General features: G+C 68.0%; 11 protein-coding genes and 1 pseudogene. 7 read left to right on the top strand and 5 right to left on the bottom strand.

Features of this window, described 5'->3' with window-relative positions:
* Positions 1 to 130 precede the first annotated feature (130 nt).
* The 3 genes from DVH23_RS07300 (at position 131) to thsA (ending at position 4,167) form a co-directional block, all read left to right on the top strand.
* Positions 131 to 1,570: a 5'-nucleotidase C-terminal domain-containing protein gene (locus DVH23_RS07300; protein WP_114576789.1), complete on the top strand. Its 1,440-nt coding sequence runs from the start codon at positions 131 to 133 to the stop codon at positions 1,568 to 1,570.
* Positions 1,571 to 1,745: 175 nt separating this feature from the next.
* The gene (locus tag DVH23_RS07295; protein WP_114576788.1) at positions 1,746 to 2,303 is read left to right on the top strand and encodes a KH domain-containing protein; all 558 of its coding nucleotides are present in this window, start codon (positions 1,746 to 1,748) and stop codon (positions 2,301 to 2,303) included.
* Between the two features lie 184 nt (positions 2,304 to 2,487).
* A complete protein-coding gene (thsA, locus tag DVH23_RS07290; RefSeq protein ID WP_114577051.1) occupies positions 2,488 to 4,167 on the top strand; it encodes a thermosome subunit alpha in 1,680 nt (559 codons plus the stop codon).
* Between the two features lie 133 nt (positions 4,168 to 4,300).
* Here the strand turns inward: thsA and DVH23_RS07285 are convergent, their stop codons facing one another.
* From DVH23_RS07285 to DVH23_RS24965, 3 genes and pseudogenes are all read right to left on the bottom strand, one after another.
* Entirely contained in the window at positions 4,301 to 5,221 is a 921-nt protein-coding gene (locus DVH23_RS07285) for a hypothetical protein (protein ID WP_114576787.1), read from the bottom strand.
* Positions 5,222 to 5,390: 169 nt separating this feature from the next.
* A pseudogene (locus DVH23_RS07280) lies at positions 5,391 to 6,616 on the bottom strand (RNA-guided endonuclease InsQ/TnpB family protein).
* On the bottom strand, positions 6,616 to 6,738 hold the full coding sequence (locus DVH23_RS24965; RefSeq protein WP_255565229.1) for a hypothetical protein: 123 nt from the start codon (positions 6,736 to 6,738) through the stop codon (positions 6,616 to 6,618). Before DVH23_RS24965 ends, DVH23_RS07280 begins: the two are co-directional and overlap by 1 nt.
* A 243-nt stretch (positions 6,739 to 6,981) precedes the next feature.
* On the opposite strand from DVH23_RS24965, the gene DVH23_RS07275 reads away from it, so the two are divergent.
* Complete coding sequence (locus tag DVH23_RS07275; protein WP_114576786.1) at positions 6,982 to 7,980, top strand: ornithine cyclodeaminase family protein; 999 nt, start codon at positions 6,982 to 6,984, stop codon at positions 7,978 to 7,980.
* Positions 7,981 to 8,053: 73 nt separating this feature from the next.
* On the top strand, positions 8,054 to 9,013 hold the full coding sequence (locus tag DVH23_RS07270) for an NAD(P)/FAD-dependent oxidoreductase (protein ID WP_114576785.1): 960 nt from the start codon (positions 8,054 to 8,056) through the stop codon (positions 9,011 to 9,013).
* 122 nt (positions 9,014 to 9,135) lie between these two features.
* Here the strand turns inward: DVH23_RS07270 and DVH23_RS07265 are convergent, their stop codons facing one another.
* The gene (locus DVH23_RS07265) at positions 9,136 to 10,662 is read right to left on the bottom strand and encodes a sulfatase (protein ID WP_114576784.1); all 1,527 of its coding nucleotides are present in this window, start codon (positions 10,660 to 10,662) and stop codon (positions 9,136 to 9,138) included.
* A 229-nt stretch (positions 10,663 to 10,891) separates the two neighbouring features.
* Between DVH23_RS07265 and truA the strand changes: the two genes are divergently transcribed.
* Complete coding sequence (truA, locus tag DVH23_RS07260; protein WP_114576783.1) at positions 10,892 to 11,701, top strand: tRNA pseudouridine(38-40) synthase TruA; 810 nt, start codon at positions 10,892 to 10,894, stop codon at positions 11,699 to 11,701.
* A 43-nt stretch (positions 11,702 to 11,744) separates the two neighbouring features.
* Here the strand turns inward: truA and DVH23_RS07255 are convergent, their stop codons facing one another.
* A complete protein-coding gene (locus DVH23_RS07255; protein ID WP_114576782.1) occupies positions 11,745 to 13,094 on the bottom strand; it encodes a M28 family metallopeptidase in 1,350 nt (449 codons plus the stop codon).
* Positions 13,095 to 13,334: 240 nt separating this feature from the next.
* On the opposite strand from DVH23_RS07255, the gene DVH23_RS07250 reads away from it, so the two are divergent.
* On the top strand, positions 13,335 to 14,180 hold the full coding sequence (locus DVH23_RS07250) for an aldo/keto reductase (protein ID WP_114576781.1): 846 nt from the start codon (positions 13,335 to 13,337) through the stop codon (positions 14,178 to 14,180).
* Positions 14,181 to 14,228 lie beyond the last annotated feature (48 nt).

Genomic DNA, 14,228 nt, shown 5'->3' with positions numbered 1-14,228 from the left:
ACCCCGGAAAGCGCCGAGTCACGGAACGAGCTGACAATGGACCGAATACGTTTTCCTGTTGCCCGTTGGACCGGGACGTAGCACCGTCGCGTCCACGGCGGACGCGACACGGAGAGTCACATAGCCACACATGCCCGACGCTACCCGCGAGGGGGCGATCCGTCTCCTCGGCTACTCGGACCTGGAAAGCGCGTTCGACGACCCCGATCGGATCGGCGCCTTCGCCGGCCGGATCGCGGCAGTGCGTGACGAGACGACGCTCGTCGTCGGTGCCGGCGACGACACGGCACTGGGGACGCTCGCCCTCCTGACCGACGAGGGTCGCGCCCAGGCCCGCCCGTTTCTGGAGGCGGTCGAACCGGCCGCCGACACCTTCGGCAACCACGACTTCGACTTCGGCCGGGAGTGGGCCTTCGAGTGGGGCGAGTCGGTTCCTCCGGCCTATCTCTGTGCAAACGTCGAAGGGCCGGGGACCGACCGCATTCCCGACGCCACCGTCGTCGAGCGCGGCGGTTCCCGGATCGGCGTGGTCGGCGTCTCACACCCGAAGACGGCCGACATCTGTGGCACCATCGAGGAGTTGCGCTTTACCGACCCTGCCGCCGCCGTGACGGCGGCGTTCGACGACCTCCCGCCGGTCGATTACCGCGTCGTGCTCGCCCACTGCGGTGCGGACGACCGCTCGGTCGCGGCCGCCGCCGACGCGGACGTCGTCCTCGGCGGCCACCTCCACGAGCGGTACGCCGAACGGGTGGGCGGGACGCTCCTCGTCCGGACGAACGGCGACGCCGAGTTCGCCGACGTGACAATCGGTCCCGACGAAGCCGCCGCCCGATTCCACGAGGTCGGCCGGGACGGGACTCCCGTAGACGAGAACGGAATCGAGGGTGCCATCGACGAGGCGGTCGCCGCGGAGGTCGCCGCCGCCTACCGGGAGCGTCGGGAGGCCCTCGGCGTCGACGAGGTGATCGCACACGCCGACGACGAACTCCCGCGAACGAGCCGGCAGCGATTCCGCGGCGAGAGCCGCCTGGGAAACTTCGCCGCGGACGCGTTCCGCGCGGCGGCCGGCGCCGACGTCGGGCTCTTTCTCGCGGGATCACTCCGGGCCGGGCCGTCGCTGTTGGCCGACGTCACGGTCGGCGAGGTCGTCTCGCTGTGTCCGTTCGCCGGAAGCGTCGTCGAACTCGAGGTGAGCGGGGCGGCCCTCCGGGACGTCCTCGCCGAGGCAGCCCACCCGCATCCGGGCGAGCGCGGCTGGGTCCGCCTGCACGTAAGCGGCCTGCGCGTCGTCTGGACCGACGCGAACGATCTCCGTTCCGTCGCGGTCGGCGGCAACTCCCTCTCCCCCGACCGGAGATACCGGGTCGCGACCGCACAGTACGCCGTCGACGTGGACACGTATCCGCCGCTGAACTGGGGGGCCGCCGTCGCCGAACACGAGCCCCAGTGGGAGACGCTCGTCGCGCACGCCCGTGAGGGCGGGCTGGACGTCGGCCTCGAGGGACGGATCCGGCGCGTCTCTGCGGAGGACGCCGACCGGGAACGGAGACCGGCGTCCGGGGGGTGAGCCGAATATCGAGGGGTTGCCGGCTCGTCTCCCGTTTTTCCACCGACGACTCTCCGATCGTGAGTCGGTGCAACCGCCGGCACGAGGGCGGGCGAAACCGGCTTCCGATCGCTCGGAGAGAGGCGCTGAACGTGCGAGCCAAGGGCTTAACACGCCCGGGCGACTATCCGAGTTCATGCAGCACGTGAAGATTCCGCAGGACCGCATCGGCGTTCTCATCGGCGAGGGCGGCGAAACGATGCGCGAGATCGAGGCCGAAGCGGAGATCCGTCTGGACATCGACTCCGAGAACGGCTCCGTCGCGATCGAGACCGTCGGCGACCCCGTGACCGGGCTCAACGGCCCCGATATCGTCCGGGCGATCGGGCGTGGCTTTCCCCCGGAGGACGCGCTTTCCCTGCTCGACGACGAGATGGTGTCGTTCGACCTCGTGGACATCGACGCCGCCGCCCGGAACACGAACGACATGAAACGCAAGAAGGGGCGCCTGATCGGCGAGAACGGGCGCACCCGCGAGCTGATGGAGGAGCTGTCGGGGGCCTCGGTGGTGATCTACGGCTCGACCCTTGGCATCATCGGCACGCCCCCGCAGGTCGACGCCGTCCGGACCGCCGCGGAGATGTTGCTCGACGGCGCACCCCACGGTACCGTCTACTCCTTCTTAGAGGAGCGCCACAACGAGATGAAAGCCCAGGGACTGACCTACCACCGGTATCCCGGCGGCGGATCCTGACCGCCGGACCCCGTCGCCACGGTCCATCGGCTGCCGCCGACCTCGATGCCGATCCCCGTATAAATGCCGCGTGCTAACCGGTACCGACCTCCGGACCCCGGCTACCTGACGGGGTTCGGTTCCCGAATACGGAAAGATTTATATAGAATACCAATCAATCCTCGGCTTGACCATGGCACAACAGATGGGCGGCCAGCCCCTCATCGTACTCTCCGAGGACAGCCAGCGCACCTCGGGCAAGGACGCACAGTCGATGAACATCACGGCCGGGAAGGCGGTCTCCCAGTCGGTCCGGACGACCCTCGGACCGAAGGGGATGGACAAGATGCTCGTCGACTCCTCGGGCGGCGTCGTCGTCACCAACGACGGCGTCACCATCCTCGGCGAGATGGACATCGATCACCCGGCCGCGAACATGATCGTCGAGGTCGCCGAGACCCAGGAGGACGAGGTCGGCGACGGGACGACGTCGGCGGTCGTCGTCGCGGGCGAACTCCTCAAACGCGCCGAGGAGCTTCTCGATCAGGACATCCACGCGACCACCCTCGCCCAGGGCTACCGTCAGGCCGCAGAACAGGCCACCGAAGCCCTAGAGGAGGAGGCCATCGAGGTCGACAGCGACGACACCGAGATCCTCCGACAGATCGCCGCGACGGCGATGACGGGCAAGGGTGCCGAGAGCGCCAAGGACCTGCTCGCCGACCTCGTCGTCGACGCCGTCCAGGCCGTCGCCGACGACGACGGGATCGACACGGAGAACGTCAAAGTCGAGAAGGTCGTCGGCGGGGCGATCGAGAACTCCGAGCTCGTCGAGGGCACCATCATCAGCAAGGAGCGCGTCTCCGACAGCATGCCCTACTTCGTCGAGGACGCAAACGTCGCGCTCATCGATGACGCGATCGAGGTCAAGGAGACCGAGATCGACGCCGAGGTCAACGTCACCGACCCCGACCAGCTCCAGGAGTTCATGGACCAGGAGGAGGCCCAGCTCCGGGAGATGGTCGACGCCCTCGTCGAGGTCGGCGCCGACGCCGTCTTCGTCGACGGCGGCATCGACGACATGGCCCAGCACTACCTCGCCGAGGAGGGCATCCTCGCGGTCCGGCGCGTCAAGGACTCCGACGCGAACCGGCTGGCGCGCTCGACGGGCGCCCGGCCCGTCTCGAACGTCTCCGACCTCTCTGAGGACGACCTGGGCTACGCCGGCAGCGTCGCCCAGAAGGACGTCGGCGGCGACCAGCGCATCTTCGTCGAGGACGTCGAGGACGCCAAAGCCGTCACCCTCATCCTCCGCGGTGGCACCGAACACGTCATCGACGAGGTCGACCGCGCGATCGAGGACTCGCTGGGCGTCGTCCGGACGACCCTCGAGGACGGGAAGGTGCTCGCTGGCGGCGGCGCCCCCGAGGTCGAGCTCTCCCTCGCGCTTCGTGACTACGCCGACAGCGTCGGCGGGCGCGAACAGCTCGCCGTCGAGGCCTTTGCCGATGCCCTCGAGATCGTTCCCCGCACGCTCGCGGAGAACGCCGGCCTCGATCCCATCGACTCGCTCGTGGACCTGCGCAGCCAGCACGACGGCGGCGAGACCCGTGCCGGCCTCGACGCCTACACGGGCGACGTCATCGACATGGAAGCGGAGGGCGTCTACGAGCCCCTGCGCGTGAAGACCCAGGCGATCGAGTCGGCCACCGAGGCCGCCGTCATGCTGCTTCGCATCGACGACGTCATCGCCGCGGGCGACCTCGTCGGCGGGAAGACCGGCGACGACGACGACGACGAGATGCCCCCCGGCGGCCCCGGCGGCGGCATGGGTGGCGGCATGGGCGGCATGGGCGGTATGGGTGGCATGGGCGGCGCGATGTAAGTTCGGCCCGCCACACCACTACCGACGCGACGAGAGAGCCGCAACCGACTCACCGATTTTTGACGGGAGGTACCGTCGAGACGTCGCTTTCGTAGAGGACGATCCATCGCGTGCCCCCCGTCCGAACGACGACCTACGTCTCGTTCGCCGTCCTCGCCCCGCCCGGAGTTTCGTTGCTCCCTCCGGATTCCGACTCCTCGGGCTGGGCCGCCAGCGCCTCGTCGTACCAGTCGGGCCGTTCGACGGTCGTCTCGCCGACGTCAACGATCTCGATCGTCCGGTTGATCGTCGTTCGTTCGCCGCGCGTGTCGTAGCTTTCGTTGACGACCGTCTGACGGACGAGGCCGTCCTCGCGGACGAGCGCCCGGACCTCGACTTCTCTGGTCGTCCCGTCCTCGATGGCCGACGAGTCGTTCATAGAGCCCTCGACGACGTAGTAGGTGCCGTCCTCGGCGTCGACGGCCCCGACGGTCGTCGTGTTCTCGAGACTCCCGATGAATACGAGAGGGCGCTCCATCGCCTGCCGGATCGTCTCGTTTCGGGACATCGATTGATTGGCAATCGAGGGGTACTCGACGGATCCGTTCTCGAACTCGAGACGAGTGAGAGTCTCGTCGCCGTGCCACTGTTCGACCGCCCGGATCGCCGAGCGGTCGACGCCGGATCCCGAGTCGGCATCCGACCGGTTGATCCGCGTGACACCGAAGACGGTTCCGGCGTCGGGATCGACGTAGCTCGTCGTCTTGGTGGTCCGTGGCTCGGTTCCGTTTGCGGACTCGTCGAGGGACTCGGTTTCGGTCCGGACCGTAAACGTCTCGTTGTCGATGGCGTCTCTGTGGGCCTCCTGGAGGTGGATTTCGTCCGTCAGCCCCTCGGTCGTGAGCCCGGGGAGCAACTGCTCTCCCCCCGTCTCCTCCTCGGTCGAGGCGTTGACCGACTCCTCAACGCCGTAGGGCTCCCGGTCTGGGGCGGGATCGTTCGAACTCGCCGAGAAACCGCCACAGCCCGCCGTGAGGACGAGGCAAGCGACGAGGACGACCGCGAGCCTGGACACGACTGCGTGGTCGCAGTGACGGCCCAAATGTGTTTCCCATCCTGAAGGAGACGGGAACGGAGATGAGCCCGAACGCCGGACGGCGTTCAGCACGAAGTGAACTACCCCACCCTACCGCTCGCCTTTCGGCTCGCGCTTGCGGGTGGGGCTTCCTGTTTCCACGACGTTGTCAGACTGGGTCTGACAGCCCGCCAGACGGAGTCTGGCGAACGCGCTGTGCAGGAACCAACGTGGTTCCCGTAGGGAGCGCAGTCTCCACAGGCGGTGATTCGGAGCGTCCCACTCCTACCTGCTTGAGACCGCGAGACAGAATGTTCCACGCTGCGTTCCAGTCCCTGTCGGCGGTGAACCCACAGGAGGGACAGGAGTGTTCGCGGACCCACAGGGGCTTCTCGGTCGAGACCCCGCAGGCCGCACACTCTTTGGTCGTTCCGGCCGGATCGACGCCCACGAAGTGCGTGCCTTCGCGTTCGCACTTGTACTCGAGCATTTGGAGGAACGTTCCCCACGCTGCTCCAGCACGATTCCGAGAGTTGCCCTCACGTTCGACAAGACCTTTCGCGTCAAGGTCTTCGACCGCGACGAGATCGTACTCTCGGGCGTAGTCGTTCGAGAGCTTGTGCAAGAAGTCCCATCGCTTTCGCTTCAGGTCGGCGTGGTACTCGGCCACGCGACGCCCCTGTTTCTCGTAGTTGTTCGACCCGTGCTCTTTGCGCGAGAGTTTTCGTTGCTCTCGCTCGAGTCGGTCGCGTTCGTCCGAGAGATCGACCGATTCAACAGCGTGGCCGTCAGTGTCATGGGCGTACGTCAGAATCCCCACGTCGATGCCGACGACGTTCTCTGGGACTTCCGGCTTCTCTGGTGGCTCTCGGTCGACTTCGACACCGAACGTGGCGAACCACTCGCCTGTCGGTTCCTTCTTGAGTGTCACCTGCTTGAGTGCGGCGTCGTCGGGAATCTCTCGGTGGTGCCCGGTATGTCCGCGAGTTTCGAGAGCGATAAGACAGTCTGACCGCCTTTCTTGTCGAGCTTGAAGCCAGACTGACTGTACGTGAAACTGCGGAATTCGCGCGGTGACTTCCATTTGAGTTGGCCGACGCCGTAGCCGTTCTCCTTGAGTCCTTCGAGTGAGTTGACGTTCTGCTCAATCCGCATAACCGTTGTTTGCAGGACTGTTGAGTACACGTCCGAGAGACCATCCCACCAGTCTTTCAGAGACGGAATTTCGTCACGGATGGACCGAACCCGTTGATTGAGCGTGCCCGCACTCTCGGGGATTTGGTCGAAGCGGTAGAGCGCATGATTGTACAGTTGCCTACAGATATCGCGGTGGCGGTCCAATTCCTCGCGTTGGGAACCAGACGGCTTGAGGCGATACTTGTAGGCGTAGTACATCAGCTCTCGCGTTCCTCAATGAGTTCGTCCAGTTGAGCACGGACGAACGACGAGAGGTTCAGGTGGTTCTCTTCTACCCACTCGGCTTGATCCTCTCGAATGGTGATATTCTTCCGTCTCACGACATGCGTATTATGTGGTTATATGCGCATAAGTATTGCGGGACGTGGGCCTGTGGGCCTGGCGTAGGAGAGTGTATGAAAAACGAGCGGCGTTGACGAGACGTGTTGCGTCTCGTTCGCACACCAGAAATCGGATATTTCTGGGGACGCTGCATCCCCTCCCTGCTCGATCTGCTCGCTGAGGAAGGGGGCGTAGCGCCTCGGTTAAGCTAAGTACAAGTACCCGCCCGCAAGATTTGCCTCATGGAGACGCTACTGCTCTCGAGCGAGGACGTCGAGGACAACGCCCGCTTTCCCGACGTGATCGGTGCCGTCGAGGACGCCTTCGCCGCCGAGGCGCGGGGCCGGACGGTGATGCCGGCGAAGTCCTACGTCGACCTGCCCCGCTACAACGGCGACTTCCGGTCGATGCCGGCCTACCTCGACGCCGAGGAGTGGGACGCCGCCGGCGTCAAGTGGGTCAACGTCCACCCGGACAACCCCGACCGGGGGCTGCCGACGGTGATCGGGACGATGATCTACTCCGATCCCGAGACCGCCTTCCCCCTGTCGATCATGGACGGCACCGAGCTCACCCGCCTGCGGACCGGCGCGGCCGCCGCCGTCGCCACCGACCACCTCGCGATTCCGGAGGCCCGGAGCCTGGGGATCGTCGGCGCCGGCGTCCAGTCGTACGCACAGCTCGAGGCGATCGCCGAGGTCCGTCCGATCGAGGAGGTCATCGTGAGCGATTCCGACGCAGAACGCGTTCGGGAGTTCGTCGCCGCCTACGAGGACCGTTTTTCGATCCGGGAGGGGTCGATCGCCGACGCCGCGGGCTGTGACGTGCTCTCGACGGTGACGCCCGTCGAGGAGCCGATCGTCCCTGCGGATGCGGTCGGCGAGCGCACTCACGTCAACGCGATCGGCGCCGACGCCGCGGGCAAACACGAACTCGCGGACGAACTCCTTCGAAACGCGCGGATCGTCATCGACGACTACGAGCAGTGTACCCACTCGGGCGAGATCAACGTCCCCTGGAGCGAGGGGATCCTTACCGACGACGACCTCCACGCCGAGATCGGCGACGTCGTCGTCGGGACGGCCCCCGGCCGGACCGCCGAGACGGGCGTCACGGTGTTCGACTCGACGGGGCTCGCGATCCAGGACGTCGCCACCGCCCGGGTCGTCTACGAGCGAGCGAACGCGGAGGGCGAGGGGACCCCCTTCGACCTCGTCGGGCTCGCCGGTAGCAACCGGTAACACCGATTCCTCGCTTCACGGGTCCTTCCGTCGCCGGGAAAGGGTTATCATTTCTATTAACATAGTTATCAATATGCGACCGACCGAGACGGACATCGACGACACCCCGGCGGACTACGACGTACTCGTCATCGGCGGGGGCCCGGCGGGGCTGAGCGCTGCGCTCCAGTTGGGTCGCTCGCTGCGGAGCGTCCTCGTCTGCGACGACGGCGACCCGCGCAACGGTCCGGCCACCGAAGTACACGGCTATCTCACCCGGGACGGGATCGCACCACGAGAACTCGGACGGCTCGGCCGGGAGGAGGTCGCCAACTACGGCGGCGAGTTCCGGGACCGACGGGTGACGACCGTTACGAAAGACCAACATGGCTTTACGAGCACGCTCGACGGCGACGAAACCGTTACGACCCGGAAGGTCGTTCTGGCGACCGGGGTTACCGACGAGCTTCCCGAAACCGACGGGTTCGAAGAGCTGTGGGGAAACGGCGTCTACCACTGCCCGTACTGTCACGGCTACGAGGTCAGAGACGGGGCCCTCGGGGTGTTGATCACCGATCAGCACCTCATCGAGTACGCGAAGCTGATCTCGAATCTGAGCGAGGACCTCGTCGTCTTCACCGACGGACACGACGTCCTCGATGCCGACACGCGCTCGGCCTTCGCGGATCGCGGAGTCGAGATCGAGGACGAACCAATCGTCGCACTCACCGGCACCGGGGACGGGCTCGAGAGCGTCTCGCTCGCCGACGGCCGCGAAATACCCCGTGACGCGCTCTTTTACCCGCCGGCGATGACCCAACGCGCCGATCTGGTCGAGGAACTCGGTCTCGAGGTGACCGAGGCCGGGCTCGTCGAAGCGGAGCGCTCGGGCCACGGCGTCGGGTTCACGTCGATCGAGGGACTGTTCGTCGCCGGTGACGCCTCGGCGCTCTCGGCGCTCTCCGTTCCGGCCGCCGCCGCCGACGGAAACGTCGTGGGCGCGACCGTCAACATGGAGCTCTCACGGGAAGCGTTCGAGCACGGGGAGGCTTGACGACGAACGCGAACGCACTGCGGACCGTTCTACGCCGACAGCCACGATCGCTTCCCGCTCGGCCCGCAGACCATGACCCACGCGTCGTCACCGAAGAGATCGCGTCCCGGTCCCGCCGACCGTCAGAGGTAGCCCAGATCCGCCAGCCGGTCCTCCGTCGAGGCCGCCATCGAGACGCTCCCGCTGGCCTCAGCCTCGGTCAGGCCCCCGAAGCGCTCCTCGAGCCGGGCGGCAAGCGCCCCGGCCCGGGCGGGACGCTCCTCGGCGAGGTCCTCGCGCTCGCGGGGGTCCTCGGTCAGGTCGTGGTAGCGCTCGAAGCCGTCGTCGCCGGCCACGTACTTCTCCCCTCCCGTCCGGACCGCCCGCAGCCGCCGGTCGAACGCCCGAACCCGCTCGGGGATCGCCTCCTCGCCGAACCGGTCCTCGAGGCGCTCGATCGAGGGCTGGGGGGAGACGTACTCGGCGAAGACGGCGTCGCGCTCGCCGCTCGCGAGCAGCGACCGGCCGTGACCCTGCTCGGCGAGCGGGTCCTCGATACCCGCGACCGCAGGGAGGGTCGCGGGGAGATCCAGCAGGGAGACGAGGTCCTCGCGGCGGCCGCCGCCGGTGAAGGGCCCGCCCGTGACGACCAGCGGGACGTGGGTCAGGGTATCGTAGAGGTTGTACTGGTGGCCGAAGAAACCGTGGTCGCCGACGTGTTCGCCGTGGTCGCCACAGACGACGACCAGGCTCTCCTCCCACTCGCCGGCCGCCCGCAGCGACTCCCGGAGCCGCTCGAGTTGGCTGTCGACGTAGGCACACTCCGCGCGGTACAGTCCCCGGAGGAGGTCGAACTCCCGGTCGGTGATCTCGTAGTCGCCGACGTCGTACCCGCGTGGGTCCTGGCGGATCCCCCGGGCCTCCTCGATGGTGGCGTCGTCGGGAAGGTATCGTTCGGCGAACGCACGTGGCGGGTCGTACTCGACGTGGGGTTCGATGTAGTTACAGAAGAGGAAGAAGGGGCGGTCGTCCTCGCGGCCGGCGAGCCAGTCGCCGATCCAGTCGGTCGTCCGGGCGGCGCCGTCGTCGCCGGCGGGCTGGAGGAACTCGCTGTAGAGGACGTTCGCGGCGTTGACGACCGGGTTGCCCTCGAGCAGGCGGTCCCGGGCCGCAGAGAGCTTCTCCGCGACATCCTCGCCGCGGACGACGGTCCCCATGTCGACGTCGGACTGGACGTACTGCCAGCCCCGGCGGAGCTCGTCGAATCCCCGGTCGAAGCCGAACTCGCTCGTGATCCAGGTGTTGTTCGAGACGCCGACGGTCTCATAGCCCGCGGCCGCAAACGCCTCCGGCAGCGTCCGTAGCGAGTCGTCGAGGTAGGTGTGACCGCCGTGGGCGCCGTGTTCGGAGGGGTACGTCCCCGTAAACAGCGAGGCGTGGGAGGGCAGCGTCCAGGGGGCGGTCGAGAACGCCCGCTCGAAGACGGTTCCCTCCATCCCGGCGTCGGCCAGCGTCGGCATCGTCCGGTCGTCGATGCTCGCGAAGCGAGAGGGGATGCCGTCCCCGGCGACTCCCTCGAACCGCGTCGCACGGGCCGTATCGAGGACGACCAGCACCACGTTCCGCACGCTGCCATGTGACGCCCCGCTCTCGTCGTCGGTTTCGACCATCGTGGACGTCCATCCGCCCGTCGCGGGGAAGGCTGGCACCCTGGCCTATGCAGGTCCTACACGTGATCCGTCCCGCGAACCGCAGGACTGCGGCGACCCCACGGGTTCGATCCCTCAGTTCTCCCGACGAACGGGCCCGGCTATCGGATCCTCCCTCGCGCTCGCGATGACGAGCCAGCGGGCGCGGAGGCCGGCAGTATTACCTCCCCGGAGTCCCCACGGCGACCGAATGCGCGCGTTCCGGATCGCCTACGACGGCACCCCCTACTACGGCTTCCAGCGCCAGCCCTCGGTCCCGACCGTCGAGGACGCGCTGTTCGACGCACTCGGCGAACTCTCCGTGCTCGCCGAGGACGCCGACAAACCATCGGGGTACGCTGCCGCCGGGCGGACCGACAGAGGGGTCTCGGCGCTCGCCCAGACGGTCGCCCTCGAGGCCCCCGACTGGCTCTCCCCGCGGGCCGTCAACGCCGAACTCCCCGTCGACGTCCGGGCGTGGGCCAGCGCCGACGCTCCGTCGAACTTTCACGCGACCCATCACGCCTCGAGCCGGAAGTACGTCTATCACCTCCACGCGCCACCCGAAACGATCGACGACGGGCGAGCCGAGCGCGCCATGGAGGAGCTCTCGGGGCGACACGACTACCACAATCTGACCCCCGACGACGAGAACACCGACCGCGAGATCGCCCTCTCGGCCGTTCGGGACGGCGACTACCTCCGGCTCTCGGCCCGCGCGCGCGGCTTTTCGCGCCAGCTCGTCCGGCGGCTGGTCGGCCTCGCCGCGGGCGTCGGCCGCGGGGAGTACCCCGAAGAACGGGTCGGGCGTGCGCTCGCCCCCGAGCCCCTCCCGGGCCACGAGGGGATTCCCCCGGCGCCCGCCGAACCGCTCGTCCTCGCCGCCGTCGACTACCCCGATCTCGGCTTCGTGACCGACGCCGAGGCCGCCGAGAGCGCCCGGCGGGTGTTCGAGCGGCGGCGCGTCGAACGCCGGACCGGCGCCCGCGTCGCCGGACAGCTCCGGGACGGAATCGGCTGACGGCGGTTCGAGGGTGGGAGAAGAGGAGCCGGAGACGGCCGGGCTACGTCCAGTCCGCGGGCCAGATGTCGGCGGCGCGCATCCCTGGCTCGTACTCCTGGTCGGCGAGCGCCGCCCGGAGCACGTCGTCGGGGACCCGCGGCGGGTCGGCACGGGTCAGTTCGGAGACCAGGAGCGCGGCGAGCATCGCGTGCTCGCGGAGGTTCCGCGGGTCGACCTTCTCGCGGGTGTCGGCCTCGGTGTGGCCCCAGCCCCGGCCGCGCTCGTCGCCCTCGCGCTCGCTATGGAGTTGGAGGCTCGGTACCCCCGCCCGGAGAAAGGGCCAGTGGTCGCTGAAGGGGTGGGGGTCGGGTTCGTCGAGGACCGGCTGGCCGAACGCCTCGCCGACCGACTCGGCGAGGTCGGCGATCGCGTCGCTCGCGTGGCTGTACGCCTTGAGGTTCCGAAAGCGCCCCGCGCCGTCGACGTTGACGACCGCCCGGACCGCGTCGAGATCGAGTTCCTCGGCGAGGGCCTCGGCGCCGATCAGTCCGACCTCCTCGCAGCCGACGGCGGCGACCCGGACCCGACAGTCGAGCTCCAGGGGGGCAAGGATGGCGGCGGCGCCCCCGACGACCGCGACGCCACAGCCGTTGTCCAGTGCCCCCTCGCCGACGTCGTGAGCGTCGTAGTGGGCCAGCAGAACGATCTCCTCGTCGCCCCCGCCGAGGGTGCCGTGGACGTTCCGGCTGGTTCCCTCGGTGGTGGTCGCCTCGACGCGAAGCCGGCCCCGGCCCGCTCGCTCTGCGTACTCCGCGAGCCAGTCGCCGGCCTCCCTGCTGACGCCCACTCCCGGAATCGCGGCCTCGCCGTCGAACCGGAGCGAGCCCGTCGGGGGGAGCTGACCGGAGACGTGGTTCGCGAACAGAAAGCCCGCGGCACCCGCGGCCGCGACGTGGCCGAAGGTCTCCATCCGGTGGACGAACCGCCGGCCCGGCGGCGTCGTCGTGCTCGAGAGCGCGATCGCTCCGTCGAGAGCCTCGCCCGCGTCCTCGATCTCCTCGGGGGTGCCGTAGCCGACGTCAACGATCGGCCCCTCGACGTCGCCGGCCGGCGAGTACGGCAGGGCGATCGCCCGAAAGGAGCGCTCGACGGGATCGGTGACCGCCAGCTCCGTTTCCCCCCGCTCCCAGCGGGCCATCGGGAACTCCGCCGTTCGGACGTCCGCGAGGCCGATCGACTCGAACTCCTCGCGGACGAGTTCGGCCGCGCGGCGCTCGCCCGGCGAGCCGCCCATCCGGTTCGGGAGTTCGGTCAGCCGGGTCAGCAGGTTCCAGGGCCGATCCGAGGACCACGCCCGGCCGAGCGCGCGCTCGAGACTGTCATCGGCATCGATATCGATTTCCTCGCTCATGGGGTCCCGATTCGCCCCGCGAGCCATGAAGCTCCCGGCCCTGGTACAAGTCGTGTTTGGAGAGGCGAGTGCCGGCAGAGCAACCGCTTCGGGATGGGACTGGAAGGGGCCGGCGACTTCCGACATCGTCTTCACCGCTGTCCGATGGACTCCTCGCTACGGGACCTCGTCACGTCACCAACTACGATCACTCCTGCCGCAAGCGCCACGATAAAGGCGCCAACCCGGCTACGCTCGCCCATGACGACCCCGACGACGACGCTCCCGAGCGGCGACGAACTGCCCGTGGTCGGCTGTGGCACCTGGGACATCGCGGGCGAGACGGTCCAGGAGTCGGTCCGGGCTGCTCTCGACGCGGGCTACACCCACATCGACACCGCGGAGGGATACATGAACGAGGAAGCGGTCGGCGAGGCGATCGCCGACCACGACGTCGACCGGGAGGACCTCTTCGTGACCTCGAAGGTGCTCCCGAAGAACCTCGGCTACGAGTCGCTGATCGGGGCCTGCGAGGACTCCCTCGAGAAACTGGGCACGGACTACCTGGACCTCTACCTGATCCACTGGCCCAACCCCGCGATCTCGCTCCGCGAGAGCCTCCAGGCGATGGCCACCTTGGAGGAGGAGGGGCTGGTGCGAAACGTCGGCGTCTCGAACTTCTCGGCCTACCAGCTCAGCTGTGCCCACCACGTCTCGCCGGTCGACATCGCGGTCAACCAGATCGAGTTCCACCCCTGGTTCCAGCGCCCCGACCTCGTCGACTACTGCCGCGAGACCGACACCACCATCGAGGCCGCAGCGCCCCTCGCTCGCACCGAGATCTTCGAGGACGAGGTCGTCAACGAACTCGCCGACTCCTACGACAAGTCCCCCGCCCAGATCGTCCTCCGGTGGGCGATAGAGCGCGACGTCGTTCCGCTCCCGAAATCCTCGAGTCCCGACCACGTCCGGGAGAACCTCGACGTGCTCGAGTGGGAACTCGACGAGGAGGACAGAGAACGGCTGGACGAGCGCGAGCGCGACCAGCCGGTGTACGACACGCCCGCCCGCGAGTGGACCGGCGACGTCTACGGGATCTCGCAGTAACCCTTGCTATCGGCCGGCTTGGTAGTCCGGACTGTACGCTGTTCCGAA

The sequence above is a fragment of the Saliphagus sp. LR7 genome, assembly GCF_003344565.1.
GTDB lineage: Archaea > Halobacteriota > Halobacteria > Halobacteriales > Natrialbaceae > Saliphagus > Saliphagus infecundisoli.
This window is presented reverse-complemented; position numbering and strand designations above follow the sequence as displayed.